We start from the raw sequence: 19,769 nt of genomic DNA, 5'->3' as shown, positions 1-19,769 counted from the left end.
ACATGAAATTCATTGGCGGCAATCGAGCAAATAGATTGAAACGACGCGAGCTTCTCAAAAGAATTGCTCAAGCCAGCGCGCTCATTTTTTTAGGTCCCAGTCAAATTGCTTGGGGCGCAAAACTGATGGCGGTTCGTATCTGGCCTGCAGAAGACTACACACGTGTGACCTTGGAGTCCGACCAAGTGCTCAAGGTAAGCCATCAACTCTTGACCAACCCCCATCGTTTGGTTGTAGACGTTGAAGGACTCGAACTCAACAACACCATCAAAGAATTGGTGGCAAAAGTTAATAGCAATGATCCATACATTGCTCAAGTTCGTGTTGGTCAATTTCAGCCAAAAGTTGTGCGCTTGGTGTTCGATCTCAAAGAAAGTATTCAGCCCCAATTATTTACTTTGGACCCAGTGGGCAGCTATCAAAATCGCTTGGTGTTTGATTTATACCCAACGGTTGCGAATGATCCCTTGATGGAATTGGTGCGCCAAAGTGCAAAAAAAGAAGCGGCTTTGGATGCTGATGATCCGATTGCTGCAATTGCTCGAAGAGAGGCGCAAAAAGCAGAAGCTAATAAATCTATTAAACCCAATGAAATCGCCAAATCGGATAAAAAGTCAGATAGCAAATCAGGAAAATCAAGTCATCGCAGACTTTTGACCATTGCAATTGACCCTGGGCATGGTGGCGAAGATCCTGGCGCCATTGGTAAGAGAGGCTCCCGAGAAAAAGACATTGTTCTGTCCATTTCACACAGACTGAAGCAAAAAATTGAAGCTGAGCCTGATATGCGTTCCTACTTGACCCGCGATGGTGATTACTTCGTACCACTGCATGTACGGGTCAATAAAGCGCGACGTGTTCAGGCTGATCTATTTGTATCGATTCATGCAGACGCTTTTGTCAAACCTCATGCACGAGGCGCATCAGTGTTTGCTCTTTCACAACAAGGAGCAACCAGTACTGCGGCCAGATGGTTGGCCAACAAGGAAAACAGTGCTGACTTGATTGGTGGCTTGAATATCAAAACTCAAGACAAGCAAGTTGCACAATTACTGCTTGATATGTCAACAACTGCTCAAATCAAAGACAGTCTAAAGTTAGGCGATGCTGTTCTAAAACAAATTGGTGGCTTTGCAAAACTACATAAACCACAAGTTGAGCAAGCCAGCTTTGCGGTTCTCAAGGCACCTGATGTCCCATCGATTTTGATTGAGACTGCATTCATCAGCAACCCTGAAGAAGAGGCTCGCTTAAATGATCATGAGTACCAAGAACAGATTGCCCAAGCCATTCTGAGAGGCATTCGCAGCTACTTTGCTAAGAACCCACCCGTGGCCAAAAGTAGGCAAATCTAGCTCTAATTTAAAAAGTCCGCTATAATCTTTTTTTTGCAAGATTGGGTCGGTAGCTCAGTCGGTAGAGCAGCGGACTTTTAATCCGTTGGTCGCGAGTTCGAATCTCGCCCGACCCACCAAAGATAGTAGTGGCGAGTGATTAGCGTCGACAAATGAAATCCAACAGTCCGTTGGTAACTTATTTGGAGAACTAATCATGTCAACACAAAGTAACACAGCAACACCCCCAGTGACTCGGGGAGAAATGTTCACCTTATCAGCTCTCGCTGATACCTTCATGGCCTGCTATCAAGGTCGCGATCCTTCCTTCACTAGTCGTTTAAGTTTCTTTACCCAACACTTGGGAGAGAAAGTTGCGTCCGAAATTGATGCGGACGATATTGATGATGTTCTAGAGGCATTAAAACAGCGTGGACGCCTTTTTAATGTTGGAGGTAATAAACGAGGTGGCTCTGTCATTTCAACGCATAAAACGCTTGCGGACGCGACTATCAATCGCTATCGATGCACCCTCCAATCCGTTCTCACATGGGCAAGAAAACGTCGATTAATGCCCAAGACTTGGGTTAATCCTGTTGTAGAAACTCAACGCCTTCCAGAAGACAACGCAAGGACTCGCTACTTGTCAGAGCCTGAGTACGAAAAATTAATTAAAGTATCTAGATTGGCTAGCTGGAACAAACTTACCCTTCTCATTATGTTAGCGGTAACTACTGGCGCTAGACGAGGTACTCTTTTAGGGCTTAGATGGAAAGATGTTGACCTAAATTCAGGACGAGCCTTCTGTGAAAGAACCAAAAATGGCGATCCTTTCGTTCTAGTGCTTATGCCAGATGTTATTCAAGAATTCCAAAGAATTTCCACAAAAACAAATCCAGAAGATTTAGTATTTTGTGGAAGGTATCCAACAAAACCCATGAATTTCAACAAACCTTGGGAGCAAGCTTTGAAAGATGCACAAATTGAAGGGGTCGTATTCCACAGCCTGCGACATACCCATGCCTCGTGGCTTGCTAAGCGTGGTGCTCCACTACTCGCCATTGCCGATAGCCTTGGTCACAAATCATTAGCCATGACCAAGAGATATGCACACCTATGTGTAGATACACGCGCTGAGATGTTGAGTCGCGTTTTCAATAACCAAGGAGCTTGAAATGAGTGCGAAAGTGGATGTGATTGAAAAATACCTTGTGGAAGAAACACTAACTGAAGAACAAAAGAATGAGCTTAAGGAAGTGTTCTCGGAACTTCAAGAATTTTTCCCTAATTACGAAAGCGCTCTATACGCATTAGCCAAGTTAGCAACGCTTACCACTTTCCGCCCCGACGCTCCCAAAGATGCCATTGACATTGAAACTAGATTTTTCGAAGTCTTATTCCAAGCTAACAACTGGAGTAAAAGTACCAAATTGGGGTTAAGTAAATTTATGAGACCCAATAGCCGAATAGCAAAAATTGTTGAGTACTCGATTTCTATGCAAGCAAGTGCTGCAAAAGAAAGAGGGATACCAAATAGAACAGCCAATGACCAAAGAAAATATGAAGAAGCGAAAAAACTATACACAAAAAATTTAAAAGACTTTGCTCGCTACACGAATGAAGTTGCTGCTGACTCCCTAAAAGAAAACTACCCTGAAAAGAAGTTCTCAAAACGACGTCTTCAAACACTAATCCGAATCTGGAAGAGTGAATTTGAAAAGGAAAATTTGTAGTTTTACAGTAAAATTACAAATAAAATCAATAACTTAGCTTCAAACTCAATACAACTCCTGTCAAAATGTCTGTGTCGCGCTTGTCACGCGTCACTACTATTTTTTATAAGGAGTTGTATGGAATACACAGTAGAAAAACTAAAGAATCTTGAGTCCTTCAAAGACTTCCTAGATTCCCCAGAAGGTCACAGATTATTTAAGAATAAATACTCTGGCGACTGGTTCATACGCACACACGCACAAGAATTAATCGCTGCAGGTGTGCTCGTCAAGCTAATGGGCAGATTCCACATTGTCCAACCTGACTTCGTCCCCACCTTAATTGAATTGCTTCAAGAAAAAACCAAACGGTCTTTTTCTGTAAAGCATTAATCAATATCCAATTAACCGCAAAGGAATAATCATGTCTACTAAAGAAACAAATAACGATGAACTACGAACTCCGTCTTGGCTTAAAGATGCCATGCTCCCTTCCAACTTTTCAAACACTATTGGTGGAATAAAACTACCAACCAAGCCATCGTTTGGGAAATTAAATAAACACCGCTTCTCTAGAGTTCATCCAAGTACGGATTACAAATTCCCCGCATTAATTGTTGAGGATAAAGATGCCGGCGAGGAATATATCGCTACGTACAGTATGGCTAGTCATTTAGGCAACAATGCAACCCCCAAACTGCTACGACTTGCTGTTGACAATTATGGTGTCCCCAAAATTATTGCTGAGCCAATTCCTGATTTAGGTGGGCGTCCCAATTTATGGAATGCCTCAATGATTCAAGCAATAGCGCTAGCAGAAGAAAGCTGGATCCGGATTGAGTCAGATATGGCTGCCCAGCAGTACAGAATCATTATTGCTGCAAACGAACTAGGTGAACCAGAGTGGCCGAAACAATCCATGGCCGAATTGATTGCTGACGTATTCAATAACAAGGTAATTTCAAGTGAGGAACACCCTTACATCAAGCAATTGGCAGGGAGAATTTGAGATGAGCAGATTAACAACCTCACAGGAATTCATCTTAATCGACTTTGAATTTAAGCCCAAAGATGGGGTTGAGGGTAACCCCTTAGAAGTGATTTGCATGGTTTCAAAAAATCTAACAACTGGCGAATACCTAAGACTATGGGCTGATGATTTATATGCTATGGAAACTCACCCTTTTTCAAACATCCGAAATCAAACGCTTGTCGCTTATTACGCAAGTGCTGAATTAAATTGTTTCAACGCGCTTGGCTGGGAATGGGAAGGTGAAATTCTCGACTTGTATACGGAATTTAGAAACTTTTCAAATGGCGTAACTCATCCATTTGGCAGGTCGATTATTGGGGCCTTGAAATATTTTGGACTTCCCAGCATTGAAAGTGCACACAAAGATGAAATGCGGGCATTAGCCATGCGCGGTGGGCCCTTTACAGATAACGAAAAGAAATCCCTGCTCGAGTACTGCCAGAGCGACGTTGACTCCCTAGAGCCTCTATTAGCGGCTCTGTTTCCATCACTTGAGATGCCTAGAGCCCTGATGAGGGGCAAGTACAACATCCCTATTTCGATAATGGAGACTAGAGGCACACCCATTGACTACGAACTTTACCAAGACCTTTGCAATTATTGGGACAAAATTAAAGACCAATTAATTAAACAAGTCGATAAAGATTTTGGTGTTTATATCAATAGCACATTCAAAGAAGAGTTATTTGGAGCGTATCTCAGTAAAAATAATATTAGATGGGAAAGGCTTCCCTCGGGACGTTTAAAGCTGGATGAAGAAACATTCAAAGCAATGTCAAAGATTTACCCAGAGATTATTCCGCTACGCCACCTGAGGGACAGCTTGGCTAAATTACGATTAAATGCATTACAGGTCGGTAGTGATGGCCGTAATAGATGCCTACTATCGCCGTTTAGTTCAATCACAGGTAGAAACCAACCTTCTACGACAAAGTTTATATTTGGACTTTCTAAATGGGCAAGGGGTTTGATTCAACCAAAACCCGGGATGGCCCTCGCCTACATTGATTGGTCTCAACAAGAATTTGGTATTGCAGCAGCCCTATCCGGCGATCAAAACATGAAAGATGCCTATACCAGCGGTGACCCATACCTAGCTTTTGCAAAACAAGCTCATGCAGTCCCACAGGACGCAACTAAACAAAGTCACACAAGTGAAAGAGACCAATACAAACAATGTGTACTTGCTACGCAATACGGGATGGGCGCTGACGCTTTAGCTGTTAGATTGAAACAACCCGTTATAAGGGCCAGACAGCTTTTGACAATGCACAGGAAGGTATACAGAAAATTCTGGGACTGGTCAGATAATACTTTCAACGTCACAGTCCAAGCCAACAAAATTAGTACCCTATGTGGCTGGAATCTAAACGTCGAGGCTGACCTCAACCCGAGAAGTCTCAGAAATTTTCCTATGCAAGCGAATGCAGCAGAACTATTAAGAGTTGCATGCATATTGATGGCTGATAGAAAAATTCAACTATGTGCCCCTATACATGATGCCGTTCTAATCGAAGCCCCCGAGGACAAAATCGAAGAGAAAGTGAAAGAAGCGCAAGCCTGCATGGAAGAAGCTAGTCAGTTCATATTGTCAGGCTTCAAATTATCAAGTGAAGCTGAGATTTTTCGCTACCCGGACAGATTTTTAGACGATAGCGCTAAAAAATTCTGGGAACAAGTAATGGCGATACTAAAACAAGTTAAGCAATAGAACTTAACACCTACCTGTTAAGCAGCATAACACCCGTCCATTCTTATCTTTTATCTAATTCAATAATTAAATATGATCAAAACTGACAAGCTATTTATCAAAGGACCCATTCCCTTCGATTGGTTAATGATGGCAAATAATATTGGTGGTAAAGCAGGAGTGGTCGGGAATGCTTTATGGCTATATGTTGGCCTTAAGAAGTCATTAACCTTCAAGATTGATGGGAAGCTAGACTTGCTGTGTGGCATTAGCCGCCAAGCACGTCAATTAAACCTTAAAAAACTAGAGGCCTACGGTCTAATTAAATTTACAACACCAAAGGGTAGCTTTCCTCAAGTTGAAATCCTAAAACCTCCACCCTCAATAGAAACTTAATTATTAATGGCCTTTAATAAAAGCAAGCTCGGGGTGAATTTTTCACACAACCTATTTCCAAAAAGAGGGGTATTCCCATGAACCAATCAAGAAGCAAATCAGTTGCAGTAACTCCAAGTTGCAATTTATCAATAGAAATTAAACCAATTCCGCTGGCTCATTGGGTAAGCGACCCCAACACATGGGATAAATACCAATTTATTCAGGAAGCTTCTGATTTCATATGGAATGCCTATGGCCACAGCACTGACCAAGATAAGCACTCATTAGCGATGCTAGCTGAGATGTTAGAAACCTTTGTGATTTGCTGCAAAGATATTTCCAAAAATGGTTTAGTTGTGACTCACCATAATGGGGTGACAGGTAAAAATCATCATGTAGATATTAGGGACAAAGCGGTTACTAAAGCAGTTCTGCTAATGAATGAACTTGGCTTAACACCTAAGGGTAGATTTCCCTTTAAACCCAAACCTGACCCTGAGTTCGAAAAATTCATGAAAGGCCCACAATGGAATGGCATCCCAAAAGAACCAATTAGCGTTGAAGATATATTAAAAAATATAAAATAATTTATAAATTTGGTAATGCAATATTGAGCAACGCCTTGATCTTATGATGAAACTATAAAATAAGGCGGACGCTATCTCCGAACATAATTAACAATCATGCCCTTAGGCACAAACTTGCTGTAAAAGTTTTAAGCTCATACAGCAAGTTTATTTGCAAATATAAACTCAATCGAATGCATATCTAACTGAAAATACCTTTTCCTTAATTCTCACCACAACTATTGCTTTTGTGCCAGCAACCACTCCAAGATCACCTGAATATTGAAAATAATCTGATGCATTTTTCAACTCATACTCTTTGCTAGCTCCGCTTTTTAATAAGGTAACCTTAGCAGTCCCACCTTTTATATCTAACGGCTTGCCATGATCCCGCAAAAAGACCTTCATATCTTCTTTTTTTAAGACAAATTCGATGTCTATATCTTTTGTAGTAGTTACTTTGCCGCCTTGCATAGGATTGACATCGTGATTCTTAGACGCAAAGGCTGCAGATGACACGCACAAAAACAAACCCATTAACAATTTAATTAATTTCATGATTAGTAAACCTCTCCTTTATTTAAATTTAACTTCAACTTATCCACTTCACTTCTTCCGTACAACCAAAATATCGCAGGGGTCAAAAAAGTATCCAACAATGTTGAACTTATTAATCCCGAGAAAATAACAACCGCAACGGGATGTAAAACCTCTGTGCCTGGACGCTCTGCCTCAAATAACAATGGCGCAAGAGCAAAAGCCGTTACAAGAGCTGTCATTAAAACTGGAGATAAGCGCTCGAGGGAACCTCTTACTATCATTTCTTTTGTGAAGCCCTCGCCTTCAGATCTCATTAAATTCAAATAGTGGCTAATTTTTAGAATTCCATTTCTTACCGAAACGCCTGCAAGGGTAATAAACCCGATTAAAGCCGCAATCGACAAGGGTTGTCCTGATAACCATAATCCAACCACCCCACCAATCAAAGCCAGAGGGATATTAAACATGATCATTAGCGATAGCTTTGTAGATTGGTATTTACTAAAAAGAACTACAAACATCATCAATAGCGAGCCAATAGATAACAGTGCAATCAAACGTGATGCTTTCTCTTGAGCAATAAACTGGCCCCCAATCGTAACAAAGTATCCCGTTGGCAAATTCATATCGTTTATAGAAGATCTAATATCTTCAACAACAGATGAAAGAGGTCTTCCAGAGGCATTGGCAGAGATAACGATACGGCGCTTTCCATCATCACGGCTTATTTGATTAGGCCCGTCACTATCCTCAATTGTGGCTACTCTTGATAAAGGAATTTTTCCGTTCGGTGTATCAATCAATATACCTGCTAAACCATCAACGCTTCGTGAAGATTCTGGCAACTTCATGACCAGGGCAAATCTTCTATTACCCTCAACAACTTGTGAAATATTTTCACCCTCGATCAAGGACTGTAATGATTTCATTAATTGAGCTGTTGAAACCCCGTACTGCGAAGCCAAATTGTAATTAATGTTAACTTTGAATTGAGGTGCTAGAACTTGCTTTTCAATTTCTAAATCAGCAAGACCTTCTACTCCAGCAATCTTGTCCCTCAACGTGTTTGCTTGGCTCCTTAAAACATCCAAGTCATCCCCAAAGATCTTTATAGCTATTTGAGAGCGAACACCAGACAACATGTGATCAATTCGGTGTGAAATTGGTTGCCCTATCGCAATAGCTGCCGGAATATTGACTAACCGACTTCTGATATCGTTTTGAATGTCAACCATTGATCTGGTTAACTCTTTTGAAGGCTTTATTCCAACATCAAGCTCACTGACATGAACTCCCTCTGCATGCTCATCAAGCTCAGCGCGCCCACTTCTACGTCCAACATATGTAACTTCAGGAACCTGGCTAACTAAAAGTTCGGATTGTTGAGCAATCAATGATGATTCAGTCAAAGATGCACCAGGGTTTAATCTCATACCTATTAATAAGGTACCTTCATTAAACGGAGGAAGAAACGAAGTTGGCATTAATCCAATCCCGACAATTGAAAGAAAGACAGCTACTAGCGATAATCTAATTGCTTTTTTAGGAGCATCTAAAAACCTATTTAGGTGAAACTCGTATTTGGTCTTTAGCCACTGAAGAACTTTTGTGTCACCATGACCTAAATTTTTCATTGCTGGCAACAAGTAATAACTCATCACAGGTGTTACGGACACGGAAACGATCAATGAGGCTAAAGTTGAAACAATGAATGCAATTCCCAAGGGAGTAAAGAGCTTCCCCTCAATACCAGATAATGCAAATAATGGAATAAAGACTAAAATAATGATTCCCGTTGCATAAATGATTCCTGTCCGTACCTCAAGAGATGCCAGTCGAACCACATCTATCAGTTTCAACCTTTCAGATTCAGGCTTTTCAGAGTTCAACCTTAAACGTCGAATAATGTTTTCAACGTCAACTACCGCATCATCTACAAGCCCACCAATAGCAATGGCTAAACCACCCAATGTCATAGTATTAATTGACAATCCAAAATACTTAAAGACCAAAGCAGTTATTAATATTGAGATCGGTATTGCTGTTAACGATATAAGAACGGGTCTAAAAGTTCCAAGAAAGAAATAAAGAATTACCGCAACAAAAAATGAAGCTCCAATTAATTTGACCTCTAGGGTATTAATTGATGACTCAATAAATGTCGCTTGGCGAAAAGTGATTCGAGGCTCATCCATCCCAGTAGGTAGGCTAGCTTTTAGCTCAAATAATGCAGATTCAATATTTTTAGTTAAGGAGACTGTATCTGCAGATGGCTGCTTTTGAATACCCAAGATAACAGCAGGTTTACCCTTGTATCCAGCATCGCCCCTTTTTACTGCAGGAGCAAAAGTTACATCCGCTATCTGCCTAAGCAAGATTGATTGATTATTTTTTACAGCAACAGATAAATTCTTTAGGTCTTCTAAGCTTGTTGTTCTACCCAAATTTCGAATCAAGTATTCTTTATTATTTGATTCAATAAATCCACCTGAAGTATTAGATGAATGTCCATTTAGTGCATTTTCTAGCTGTTCCAATGAAATCCCCAGCTCAGCCATTGAACGAGTATTGGGCTGAACTTGAAATTGTCGAACTTGGCCGCCAATTGGAATAACCTGAGCTACACCAGGAATAGCCATAATTCTTGGCCTTAAAACCCAATCGGCATATTCCCTTACCTGCATTGAAGAAATTTTTTCTTCCTCGACAGGTATAGCTATCTGCATAATTTCACCCATGATTGAGCTAATTGGCCCCATACGCGGGACCAGCCCAGTAGGTAAAGCACTTTCCATCGATCCAAGACGCTCCCCGACAAGCTGCCTCGCCAAATATATATTGGTTGACCAGTCGAAAGTGATATAGATGAAAGATAATCCAGCACTTGAAACAGACCTAACTGATTCAACCCCCGGCAATCCATTCATCACCGTTTCTAATGGGTAAGTGATTAATTGCTCCACCTCCTCAGAGGCCATACCGCCAGCCTCAGTCATTACTGTGACCGTTGGCTTATTGAGGTCTGGAAAGACATCAACAGATGACTGTTTTAGGGTAAATGCGCCATAAACAACCATTATCAAACTAACTAGTAGAACAATAATTCTGTTTTTAAGGCTGAAATTTAATAACCAGGTAAACATGAGCAGCCTCTAGCGAATTTGATTAAGTAAAGTGGTTGATTTAGTCACTACTCGATCTTTATCCGAAACTCCAGAGATAACAACGAAGTGCTTTCCATCTAAAGGCTCATAAAAGACAGGCTTTGGCTCAAATAATTCTGGTGATTTTTTTATCCAAATAATATTTTGATTTGAAGAATTTTTTACCAGAGCAGAAGCAGAAATTTTCCAGCCTTTTACTTGATTTTTTGTATTGACCAATACCCTTAGAGATTGCCCCACTGGCACCCCTGAAATTTCCTCGCTGCTAACCGAGAACATAATCGGCAATGCTTGCTCACGAAGAGCTTGACCACCACCAAGATATTCAAGTTGAATAGTCTTGTCATTAACAGTAACTGTTCCACCAGCTATGTCATTAACTAGTCCAGCGTCATAAGCAAGTGCTTCAATTAAAAGTTTCTTTGGATTAACAACTTCAAAAATTAATTGGCGAGCATCTACAACTTGACCAGAAACAATACCCATTGTGGAGATTATTCCACTGACTGGGGCTCTTAATTCTTCATTCGCAATAGCAGCTTCAGCCTCCTCAATCATTTTCTTAGGCACAGTATCGGAAAGCTCACGAAGTCTTTTTAAACGACTCTCCGCTAAAGATCTTGAACCATTTGGTCCTGACTCTGGCGTTACATATGCAAGAATCTCGCCTTTCTTCACTTTTTGACCTGGTAAAGGAAATCCTTTAGGTCCGGGAGTTACTCGCCCAGCAACTATGGCTTGAACCTTGCCGCCATAATTGGGATCCATGATCACCTTACCTGCCAAGTCATAAGTTTTAGAAAAGCTTCCTGATTCTATTTGCTCAGTTTCAATAAAAAGCTGACGCTGGGCCTGTTTTGGCAAAAATACATCACCATTTACTTGCCTCTTAGGACCATCAAAATGCTCAACAGCTGCTGGTGAATCACCATGGTCATGTCCTGGACCAGCATAGGATGGAAAAGAAATTGAAATAAAAAACGATAAAAATCCGATGCGCGCGACTTGTGCTCCCTTTTTCATTTCCGCTCCTTAATGAAGTTAATTAGCTTTTTATAAGCAGTGATCAATCTTTGCTTTTCTCTAAAGCCGATAAAAAGCATTGCGATAAGAGTCATCGAGGATATTAGCCAAAGAGACCAATACCACCATCTAAAAATCTTTAAAACATCGTGATCTGTCGGGTCATATGTGGTGATCAAAATGTCATCAACATCCTTATCTTTTACAGATAAAGTTATAGATAGAGATTTTTTTCCTACCGGACTGGAAAGATTTCCTTGATATGTGTCATTCACAGCTTTAACCAATTTAATGGCTTGATCATCGACGTTAAGTGTTAATTCGGCTTCTGAAACTTTTCTGTTTGTCAGATAGTCGTCAATAAAAATGACAATATTCTTTCCATCAATGGTGCCGACAACCTCATATAACTCAGATTCCATATAAAATTTTGGTTTCTTAATGGTTGAGTGAACTGCGGTTTTTTCCTCCCCATGATCATGCCCTGGACCCGCATAAGCTAGTGATCCAACAGTAAAAAAGAGCAGTGATGAACAGAGTCGTATTAAGTTTTTAGTAATGATATTCATGATCGAGCCTTTACTCTGGTAGCAGGCCAAGCGCCTGCCTTAAATTTGAAACAGAAATGGCGTAATTGATTTTGGCAATCACCGCTTGTTTGTTAGCATCAACAGCTTCCAATTCAATTCTCAATCTAGTTGGCAAATCAGTCTCCCCATATCGAAATGATTTATCAAAAAATTGACGTGTTTCATTTGCAAGAGTTGATCTTTTATTGGCCGCATCAAGCTTTATCTGTGCTGATTTAACCAAGGTTACGTTTGACTCCACATTACTTAATGCAGACTCCCTTTCGTATGCAAGCTTAATTTCTGAGTCAACCATTTCAGCAGTTGCAGATGCCAATCGATCTGCATTTACAGCAGAAGATCCAAACGGGATTTTTATTCCGACAGTGATTGATTGTTGATATGGAGAACCATAAACCTCTCGACCTTTTGAGCTCAAAATTTGCAACTCAGGAGATGTGCGTGTTTTTGATTGAACCAATTCGACCGCTCTTTTCGCCACATCCAATTGATCAATAAGGGCTATAACAATTGGCAAACTAGCATCTAAACTGGAAAAGTTTTCCGGAACCTTGGGGAGTGGCTCCGTATTTTTTAAAACAATATCCAATTTAATTTTTTGAAACTTTTCGGTACCAAGTAGTGTTTTTATCCTTTGTTCAGCATTAATTAAATTAGCCGTTGCTTCCTCTAAATTTAACTCTGCAGTTGCCAATGCCCCATTTGCCTGATGCAAGTCTGCCCTGGCTAAATCCCCAGCTTTAAATCTTTTTTCCACATCAATTGCTAAAGTTTTTGTGTTTTCAAATCTACTATGAGCCAAATCATTCTCTAATTTGGTTTTTTGATAACTCCAATACGCATCTCTTACTTCAGCAGCAACTTTTAATTGACTTAAATAATATTGAGACATCAATTTTTTATATTCAGCGTTTGCCAAATTAACTGAGCTTGATCTCTCATTCCACAACCAAAGGGGAAATCCTAGGCCAATAACAGTTTCACTCATGCCTAAATTATTATTTGCTTTGTCGGTTTTTTGAGAAAATTCAATTGAAGCTGGACTTGCCAAAAAACTACTGGCAACTTTCTGCTTCGCGATTGCTGAATCAATCTTGTATTGAAAAGTTTTGAATTCTGGCTGGCGCTCCCAGGCAGAATTGTAGAATGCTTTTAGGTCAAAACGATTTAATCCACCCACATCTGCATAAGCAAACGCTGAGATTTGTGAAAAAAATAGACCGGCTATTAAATACGCGCAACTTCTAAATACGCTTGAGTACTCTCGCAACATAAAAACTCCATTTGATTATTCAAAATAGAGTTAGCGAGGCCTTAAAAGATAAGATTTACCCTCGCTAACTTAGGCGAGGGTTAACCAATTTGGTTTTTCAGGAGGGTCGAGTGAAATAGCTCTTAAGTAGCTAGAGCGATATTCTGGATAGATAAACTCAGGCACATTAATTACATAATCAGCTGTGTGCGGTATTAAAAATGAATGCGCAAGATGGCAAACATTGCAGTCTGAGTCAGTTGATTTACTTAAGTTTGAAGTTTCCTTACTCTTGCTGTCATGATCATAGTGCGCAAGTTGAGTGCCAGTTACTGGTTCTTGATGACAGTAACTGGTAATTGCTGCAAACGATGTCTGAGTTGACAACGCTAGCACGACTAGCGATATCGCAATGTTTCTCATAACGTAATTAAAACATATTTCTAGTTTTTTTGTTCGAAGCATTCCCACATATCTAAAATGGCTTTAATTTCAGAAATCTTCACCTTTAAAGGCTCGGGTCTAAAAGCCTTATTAATCTCTGTTAAGAAATGTGTAACAGATTAGCACTTCTTTAAAGAGTTCAAATCTTTAAAAATCGGCTGAAAGTGGTTTTGATATTTTGATGGCCTGGGGCGGCATCGAACCACCGACACAAGGATTTTCAAATATCCTCCGATAGACCGCTTTCGCTTTGATTTCAAGGGCTTGAGTCACCAGTCTCGACTTGTCTAAAAATTGTGCGTCCTTGTGCCGGTCAAATTTAGCAATGAAATCAGAATCTTGCGAGGGGCAATTTTTCTGTGTGTATAGATTGTGTTGCCACACCCCTCCAGTCAACCACCATAGTGTCTTGTAATGTCGTTTTAAACGACGTTTCAGTAAGCGTCTATTTAATCGATACTAAGCCAGAGTCTTGGATATCAATCTACCTGTAGGACTGATAGACAGAATGCTCGCCATTCAGCCCAATTAATAGAACATCGTATGGATCCTTCTTGCCTTTGTACTCTGGACCATCCATGCCAGGAGATCCCAAAGGCATTGCTGGAACCGCTAAACCCAATACCTTTGGCTTTTCTGCTAGCAGGCGCTTAATTTCTCGGACAGGAACATGTCCTTCAATGACATAACCATTGATTTGGGCAGTATGGCATGAGCCAAACTGAACTGGCATCCCCAGCTTTTGGCGCATTTCAGTATTGCCGATATCAATTGCCTTTACATGAAAGCCATTTTTTTCTAAGTACGCCGCCCAATCTTTACAGCATCCACAAGTTGGGCTTTTCCACATTGTAATTAAGGGCTTCTCTATCACGGCAAAACTCAATGTAGGTAATAAAACTAAGCCAAATGAAATAAGTCTTCTTTGCTGATTTACTAATCTAACAGTATTCATCACTTCATCTTTAATTAAATTCAATTAGGCCTCCTACGGAATTTTTCTAAGCTGCTTTGCGAATAGTTTTGTTCCCTTTTGCTCAGCTACAAATTCAACTTGATCTCCAGGGTTAACTCCCTTTAAAACTTCTGTAGTCTCAACATTAAAAACCATGGACATCGGCGCCATATCAAGACTTTTAATTTCCTCATGCTTGATGGTGACTTTCTTATTTTCAGCATCAACACGACGAATTTCGCCCTTAGTCCACTCGGTAGCTCCAACAGCAAAACTTACTAAACACATCATTAAGGTTATTATTTTTTTCATTGCTGTACCTCAATCTTTCCAACCATTCCAGCCTGATAGTGCCCGGTAATCAAGCAAGCAAAATCAAAACTTCCAGCACGATTAAATTTCCAAATAATTTCACCTTTTTTACCAGGTGAGATATGTGCCATGTAGGGTTCATCATGCTCCATATTGGGATGCTTTACCATCATCTCGGCATGCTTATCAAGCACTTGCTTTGTGCCAATTACCATTTCGTGTAACAGCTTTCCGTTATTTTTAATTTCAAAGCGTATAGTTTCACCAGCCTTGATATTGATTTTTTCTGGCTTAAATTTCATATCATCGCCCATTGATATAGCAATAGTTCGATTCACTTCATTCTTTGTGCCGCCAATACCCCACTCCTCTTGTTGAAAGGATGCCTGTTGATTCATTTTTTTATGCTGATCCCCATGAGCAAAGCTAAGCTGAGATATTGCTAAACCAATCATTAAATAAATTATTTTCATTTTTTGCTCCTAGTGTTTGTGATTATTAGTACCTGGCTTTTTAACCTGTACTTCTACCTCGGGTTTGGGTTGAACGCGATTCATCGCTGATTCGCCAGCATTATTACTGCGCTTGGCTGCGGGCATGGCGCCCTTCCACTCATACGCCCTAGTGCCTGCTGGCTGTTTAAACCAACCAGAATTTTTATAGTCGTTAGGCGCTTGATCTTTCCGAACCTTTAATACAGTAAACATGCCACCCATTTCAAGCGAGCCATAAGGGCCATCACCCGTCATCATTGGAATGGTATTAACAGGTAATGGCATCTCCATCTCAGTCATGTCAGCCATACCTCGCTCACCCATAGCCATGTAGTCTGGAATAATTTTTTTTATCTTTCCAGCTAATCCGCGGTGATCAACCCCAATTAAATTTGCCATATCGTGACCCATCGCATTCATAGTGTGATGGCTTTTATGGCAATGAAATGCCCAATCTCCCTCTTCATCTGCTAAGAATTCAATTTGGCGCATCTGCCCTACAGCAACATCAGCCGTAACTTCATACCAACGACTTGCTTTTGGAGTCGGCCCACCATCTGTGCCCGTAATTTGAAATTCATGGCCATGAAGATGTATTGGATGGTTTGTCATTGTCAAATTACCAACACGAATCCGAACCTTGTCATTTAATCGAACATTCAATGTATCTATTCCAGGAAAGACTCTGCTATTCCATGACCAGATATTAAAGTCGAGCATGGTTGCTGGTTTTGGGGTGAAGCTTCCTGGATCGATATCGTAAGCGCTTAACAGAAAACAAAAATCACGATTAACTTCATCAATGTCGGGATTCTTGACTTTTGGATGCGTTACCCAAAAACCCATCATGCCCATCGCCATTTGAGTCATCTCATCGGCATGCGGGTGGTACATAAACGTCCCAGGACGCCGAGCGGTAAATTCATAAACGAAAGTTTTGCCTGATGGAATGGCTGGCTGATTTAAACCAGCTACACCATCCATGCCATTTGGCAAACGCTGGCCGTGCCAATGAACTGATGTGTGCTCTGGTAGCTTATTAGTAACAAATATTCTTACCTTATCGCCTTCAACAACCTCAATTGTTGGGCCAGGCGACTGTCCGTTATATCCCCATAAATGTGCTTTAAACCCTGGCGCCATTTCTCGCACTACAGGCTCAGCAACAAGATGGAATTCTTTAACGCCATTCTTCATTCTCCATGGCAAGGTCCATCCATTTAAAGTCACAACTGGGTTGTAGTCTCGGCCACTATTAGGTATCAATGGTTTCTGTGTATTTGGGCTATTTTGGATTACTGGCTCAGGCAAACCCGCTAAAGCATGACGACTTACACCAGCCGCAGCCATTGTCACTGCCGCCCCAGTTAAAAATTTTCTACGTGTGTTCATTGATTACCTCACATTAATATTTGAGAAATCCATCTGGACATCCATTAGATCTTTGTCTAATCGAGCAGACTGAATTAAAAAAGCTGTATTCACATCGATATAGTCCATCACAGTTTTACTTTGAGTTTCTACATCTTCTAGCAAATGAAACACATCAATGAGCATGCCGTTGTATCTCAGTAAATTCTCTTCAGAAATTTTCTTCTGAGTTGGTAAGATTTCTTCTTTATATGATTTAACGCCCTGATATTTTTCTAAATAGCCTTCGTAAGAGAGGCGCGCTGTTGAGCGAGTTTTTACTGACTCTGGATTATTGATGTCCCCTAGTCCAATGGCTTTTAACTCTTTAGCGCTTAACTTTCTTTGCTCTTTGGGCGGTTCTGGTAAGCGAGCATCAACATCCACTCTGACATCGCGACTATCAAAGTTCATGCGCTGAATTAAACGCTCCTTTGCTTCTAGATATTTGCCCTGTAATGCTTTGTATTCAAGCCTTTTTTTGTATAAAGCCTTGTTCTGCTTTAAAAGCGCCAGCTCATTAATATTCCCAACCTTGTACATACGAGCACTGAGCTCAGACGCCGCCTCTACAGCATCAAGAACATCTTCCATATGTATCAGCTTTTCTTTGAGCGCTACCAGCTCATAATATGACTTGGTCGTCTCGTAAATAATTGACGAACGCTTTTGTAACGCTGAGCGTTGCGCAGGCGTTAAGAGATAGTAGTCAGATGTTGACTCGGAGCCACGAAGATAATTAGTCCAATCAAGCTGTTGATTTAATGCTCTCTCAATTGCCTGGTTCAAAGTAAATACATTTTGATTGGCAGGGCTCTCGCGTGAGACCTGATCCTTTGAGTAAACCCTCCAACCTCCTATCTCACCAACAAGTTTGTTTTGCTCAATCCATGAAGATGGATTAGCAAATGCCTGAGATATAGCAAGACTCAGTACAGCAATAACAATTTTTTTCAATTTAACTCTCCAATAAGAATCAAGCCCAAATTTTGGGCGGACTTATGCTAGAAGAGTTAAAGGATGGGTGGTTTGATTAGAGCGGAGACATCACGACTAGCAAAACTAGTCTTACCGGAATTAAAAAACGCAGTAAATGTGATTTGATTGAAGCTGGAATGAGTGGGGATGAAGCCAAATCCAACACAAAGTGCGCAGGAGTTACAACCATTACCCTCGGACTGAGCGCTTAGTTTGACACCCTCCTCATTTGAAGCTGAGGCTTGATGGCAATTATGAGAAATTTCTTGTGCCGCCACACCAGTCATATTAGTTTGATGTTTAAATGACATGTCTAATCCCGCCCATGCCTGGACTGGCAAAAGCGATACCATCAAAATTAAAAATATCTTTCTCAACATATTTATCACTGTAGCACCATTTTTAACTTAATGCTTAGGCAATACATATTGCTTATTAAATATTAATTTTCGCCATTATTTACTCTAAATCATTAAGGGGCCATTATGGCTTGGATCATCACCAAATACTTACTAACAGCAGGAATGGTTGTGCTCATCTCTGAGGTTGCCAAACGCAGTGATAAGTTGGGCGGGTTTATTGCCGCACTTCCTTTGATAACATTACTCACGCTGACTTGGCTCTACATTGAAAATCAGCCAGAAGAAAAGATAGCTAATCACGCTTATTACACCTTCTGGTATGTGATTTCCACCCTACCAATGTTTTTACTATTTCCACACTTGCTTCCAAAGTTAGGCTTTTGGATGACCATGAGTTCTTGCGTAGTGGCAACAGTTATCTGCTTTGGACTGTTTGCCCAATTCATGAAAAACTTCGGAGTTCAATTGTTGTAATGTTTTGTCGTTTAAAACGACAGCGGTAGGCAAAGTCCGAAAGCCTCTAATGCCGTGAATGAAGAGTGAAAACAAAAACAGCCGCCGAAAGGCGACTGTTTGAATTCTTGGTGGCCCGGGGCGGAATCGACCAGGGCCGAGGATGTCTTGCTCTATTTCAACCTTAGTATCCGAATTGCCCCACTTAATACTAGGAAACCAATAGCTAAACCAATAATCCAATCGGGAATCGGACTGTTAAGCCAAGCTACTAATACGCCAGCAATAATTACACCTAAATTAGCTAGAACATCATTAGCGGAGAAGATATAGCTTGCCCGCATATGAACGCCATCATTTTTGCGTTTAGATATTAGATATAGACAGGTGACATTAACCGCCAAAGCAAGTAACGAAATCCAAATCATGGCATTTGCCTGAGGCATTGCCCCAATGTAAATTTGATAACCTGTACGCCAAAAAGCAAGAGTGGCCAAAAGTAATTCAACAACACCAGCCAACTTAGCGGCTTTGAGCTTGTGCTGTGCGGCTTTACCAACGGCATATAAAGCTACCATATAGACTGCGGCATCAGCAAACATATCTAAAGCATCAGCGATAAGTCCTGCTGATTGAGCAATCCAGCCCACAATGATCTCAACGAAGAACATTAATCCGTTTAATGCTAAGAGCCAAATTAGGACTTTTCGCTCTTGAGCATCTTTGGCGGCATCTAATTGAGCTAGCTTAATTTCAAAGTCTTCTAACGCTTGGCTGCTTTCAATCTTTGCCCCAAAACCCAAGGGAACTAATTTATCGAGAACTACATTAGGCTCTTCGCTATGACAAATGATTAATTTGCGATTGGGAATATCAAAATCCATGGCGTGTATCGCCAAAGAACCCAATGCCATACGAATCATCTGCTCTTCCGATGGACAATCCATAGCAGGCACGATGAATATGGTTTTAGTTACAGAAGATTTTTGATGGGTTTCCATGTATTTACAAATGTAACTGAAAGTGGGCTTGTCGCTTAAAACAATTTACCAGCAAAACAGCACAAATGAAAAAACCAC

The 19,769-nt window shown here is 40.7% G+C and carries 22 protein-coding genes and 1 tRNA gene; 10 read left to right on the top strand and 13 right to left on the bottom strand.

What is annotated here, in order from left to right:
- Nucleotides 1–2: 2 nt before the first annotated feature.
- From AOC33_RS04190 to AOC33_RS04150, 9 genes are all read left to right on the top strand, one after another.
- The gene (locus AOC33_RS04190; protein ID WP_089515306.1) at nucleotides 3–1,355 is read left to right on the top strand and encodes an N-acetylmuramoyl-L-alanine amidase; all 1,353 of its coding nucleotides are present in this window, start codon (nucleotides 3–5) and stop codon (nucleotides 1,353–1,355) included.
- A gap of 43 nt (nucleotides 1,356–1,398) precedes the next feature.
- Nucleotides 1,399–1,474: transfer RNA gene (locus tag AOC33_RS04185), tRNA-Lys, on the top strand.
- 77 nt (nucleotides 1,475–1,551) lie between these two features.
- Nucleotides 1,552–2,508 (top strand): tyrosine-type recombinase/integrase, encoded by a 957-nt coding sequence (locus AOC33_RS04180; protein ID WP_089515305.1) that lies wholly within the window; start codon nucleotides 1,552–1,554, stop codon nucleotides 2,506–2,508.
- Nucleotide 2,509: 1 nt separating this feature from the next.
- A complete protein-coding gene (locus AOC33_RS04175) occupies nucleotides 2,510–3,067 on the top strand; it encodes a hypothetical protein (RefSeq protein WP_089515304.1) in 558 nt (185 codons plus the stop codon).
- 117 nt (nucleotides 3,068–3,184) lie between these two features.
- Nucleotides 3,185–3,439, top strand: coding sequence for a hypothetical protein (locus tag AOC33_RS04170; RefSeq protein ID WP_089515303.1), 255 nt, complete (start codon nucleotides 3,185–3,187; stop codon nucleotides 3,437–3,439).
- A 31-nt stretch (nucleotides 3,440–3,470) separates the two neighbouring features.
- Nucleotides 3,471–4,055 (top strand): hypothetical protein, encoded by a 585-nt coding sequence (locus AOC33_RS04165; protein WP_089515302.1) that lies wholly within the window; start codon nucleotides 3,471–3,473, stop codon nucleotides 4,053–4,055.
- 1 nt (nucleotide 4,056) lies between these two features.
- The gene (locus AOC33_RS04160) at nucleotides 4,057–5,790 is read left to right on the top strand and encodes a DNA polymerase (protein ID WP_089515301.1); all 1,734 of its coding nucleotides are present in this window, start codon (nucleotides 4,057–4,059) and stop codon (nucleotides 5,788–5,790) included.
- Between the two features lie 129 nt (nucleotides 5,791–5,919).
- Nucleotides 5,920–6,165, top strand: coding sequence for a hypothetical protein (locus tag AOC33_RS04155; protein WP_143744014.1), 246 nt, complete (start codon nucleotides 5,920–5,922; stop codon nucleotides 6,163–6,165).
- Nucleotides 6,166–6,242: 77 nt separating this feature from the next.
- Entirely contained in the window at nucleotides 6,243–6,734 is a 492-nt protein-coding gene (locus AOC33_RS04150) for a P27 family phage terminase small subunit (RefSeq protein WP_089515299.1), read from the top strand.
- A gap of 165 nt (nucleotides 6,735–6,899) precedes the next feature.
- On the opposite strand, the gene AOC33_RS04145 is transcribed toward AOC33_RS04150, so the two are convergent.
- The 12 genes from AOC33_RS04145 to AOC33_RS04090 all read right to left on the bottom strand — a co-directional run bounded on the left by AOC33_RS04145 (nucleotide 6,900) and on the right by AOC33_RS04090 (nucleotide 18,255).
- Nucleotides 6,900–7,271, bottom strand: coding sequence for a hypothetical protein (locus AOC33_RS04145; protein WP_089515298.1), 372 nt, complete (start codon nucleotides 7,269–7,271; stop codon nucleotides 6,900–6,902).
- Nucleotides 7,272–7,273: 2 nt separating this feature from the next.
- Nucleotides 7,274–10,396 carry an efflux RND transporter permease subunit gene (locus AOC33_RS04140; protein ID WP_089515297.1) on the bottom strand — a complete coding sequence of 1,041 codons (3,123 nt, stop codon included), beginning with the start codon at nucleotides 10,394–10,396 and terminating at the stop codon, nucleotides 7,274–7,276.
- A gap of 9 nt (nucleotides 10,397–10,405) precedes the next feature.
- Nucleotides 10,406–11,440 carry an efflux RND transporter periplasmic adaptor subunit gene (locus AOC33_RS04135; protein ID WP_089515296.1) on the bottom strand — a complete coding sequence of 345 codons (1,035 nt, stop codon included), beginning with the start codon at nucleotides 11,438–11,440 and terminating at the stop codon, nucleotides 10,406–10,408.
- Complete coding sequence (locus tag AOC33_RS04130; RefSeq protein ID WP_089515295.1) at nucleotides 11,437–12,009, bottom strand: hypothetical protein; 573 nt, start codon at nucleotides 12,007–12,009, stop codon at nucleotides 11,437–11,439. The genes AOC33_RS04135 and AOC33_RS04130 overlap by 4 nt, the downstream gene beginning before the upstream one ends.
- A gap of 10 nt (nucleotides 12,010–12,019) precedes the next feature.
- Nucleotides 12,020–13,303, bottom strand: a complete 1,284-nt coding sequence (locus tag AOC33_RS04125; RefSeq protein WP_089515294.1) for a TolC family protein — start codon at nucleotides 13,301–13,303, stop codon at nucleotides 12,020–12,022.
- A gap of 69 nt (nucleotides 13,304–13,372) precedes the next feature.
- Nucleotides 13,373–13,678 carry a hypothetical protein gene (locus tag AOC33_RS09075; protein WP_143744013.1) on the bottom strand — a complete coding sequence of 102 codons (306 nt, stop codon included), beginning with the start codon at nucleotides 13,676–13,678 and terminating at the stop codon, nucleotides 13,373–13,375.
- 532 nt (nucleotides 13,679–14,210) lie between these two features.
- Complete coding sequence (locus AOC33_RS04115; protein ID WP_089515598.1) at nucleotides 14,211–14,681, bottom strand: DUF411 domain-containing protein; 471 nt, start codon at nucleotides 14,679–14,681, stop codon at nucleotides 14,211–14,213.
- Nucleotides 14,682–14,714: 33 nt separating this feature from the next.
- On the bottom strand, nucleotides 14,715–14,993 hold the full coding sequence (locus AOC33_RS04110; protein WP_089515292.1) for a copper-binding protein: 279 nt from the start codon (nucleotides 14,991–14,993) through the stop codon (nucleotides 14,715–14,717).
- The gene (locus tag AOC33_RS04105) at nucleotides 14,990–15,466 is read right to left on the bottom strand and encodes a cupredoxin domain-containing protein (RefSeq protein WP_089515291.1); all 477 of its coding nucleotides are present in this window, start codon (nucleotides 15,464–15,466) and stop codon (nucleotides 14,990–14,992) included. The genes AOC33_RS04110 and AOC33_RS04105 overlap by 4 nt, the downstream gene beginning before the upstream one ends.
- A 9-nt stretch (nucleotides 15,467–15,475) precedes the next feature.
- The gene (locus AOC33_RS04100; RefSeq protein WP_089515290.1) at nucleotides 15,476–16,879 is read right to left on the bottom strand and encodes a multicopper oxidase family protein; all 1,404 of its coding nucleotides are present in this window, start codon (nucleotides 16,877–16,879) and stop codon (nucleotides 15,476–15,478) included.
- Nucleotides 16,880–16,882: 3 nt separating this feature from the next.
- On the bottom strand, nucleotides 16,883–17,854 hold the full coding sequence (locus AOC33_RS04095; protein WP_089515289.1) for a TolC family protein: 972 nt from the start codon (nucleotides 17,852–17,854) through the stop codon (nucleotides 16,883–16,885).
- 56 nt (nucleotides 17,855–17,910) lie between these two features.
- Nucleotides 17,911–18,255, bottom strand: a complete 345-nt coding sequence (locus AOC33_RS04090; protein ID WP_089515288.1) for a hypothetical protein — start codon at nucleotides 18,253–18,255, stop codon at nucleotides 17,911–17,913.
- 105 nt (nucleotides 18,256–18,360) lie between these two features.
- On the opposite strand from AOC33_RS04090, the gene AOC33_RS04085 reads away from it, so the two are divergent.
- Nucleotides 18,361–18,711: a DUF3147 family protein gene (locus AOC33_RS04085; protein ID WP_089515287.1), complete on the top strand. Its 351-nt coding sequence runs from the start codon at nucleotides 18,361–18,363 to the stop codon at nucleotides 18,709–18,711.
- Nucleotides 18,712–18,863: 152 nt separating this feature from the next.
- Here AOC33_RS04085 and AOC33_RS04080 read toward each other — a convergent pair whose 3' ends face one another.
- Nucleotides 18,864–19,691, bottom strand: coding sequence for a cation efflux transmembrane domain-containing protein (locus tag AOC33_RS04080; protein ID WP_089515286.1), 828 nt, complete (start codon nucleotides 19,689–19,691; stop codon nucleotides 18,864–18,866).
- Between the last annotated feature and the right edge of the window lie 78 nt (nucleotides 19,692–19,769).

This window comes from Polynucleobacter cosmopolitanus (genome assembly GCF_002224225.1).
Taxonomy (GTDB): Bacteria; Pseudomonadota; Gammaproteobacteria; order Burkholderiales; family Burkholderiaceae; genus Polynucleobacter; species Polynucleobacter cosmopolitanus.
The sequence above is the reverse complement of the archived record's forward strand: the minus strand, read 5'-3'. Positions and strand labels throughout refer to the sequence as shown.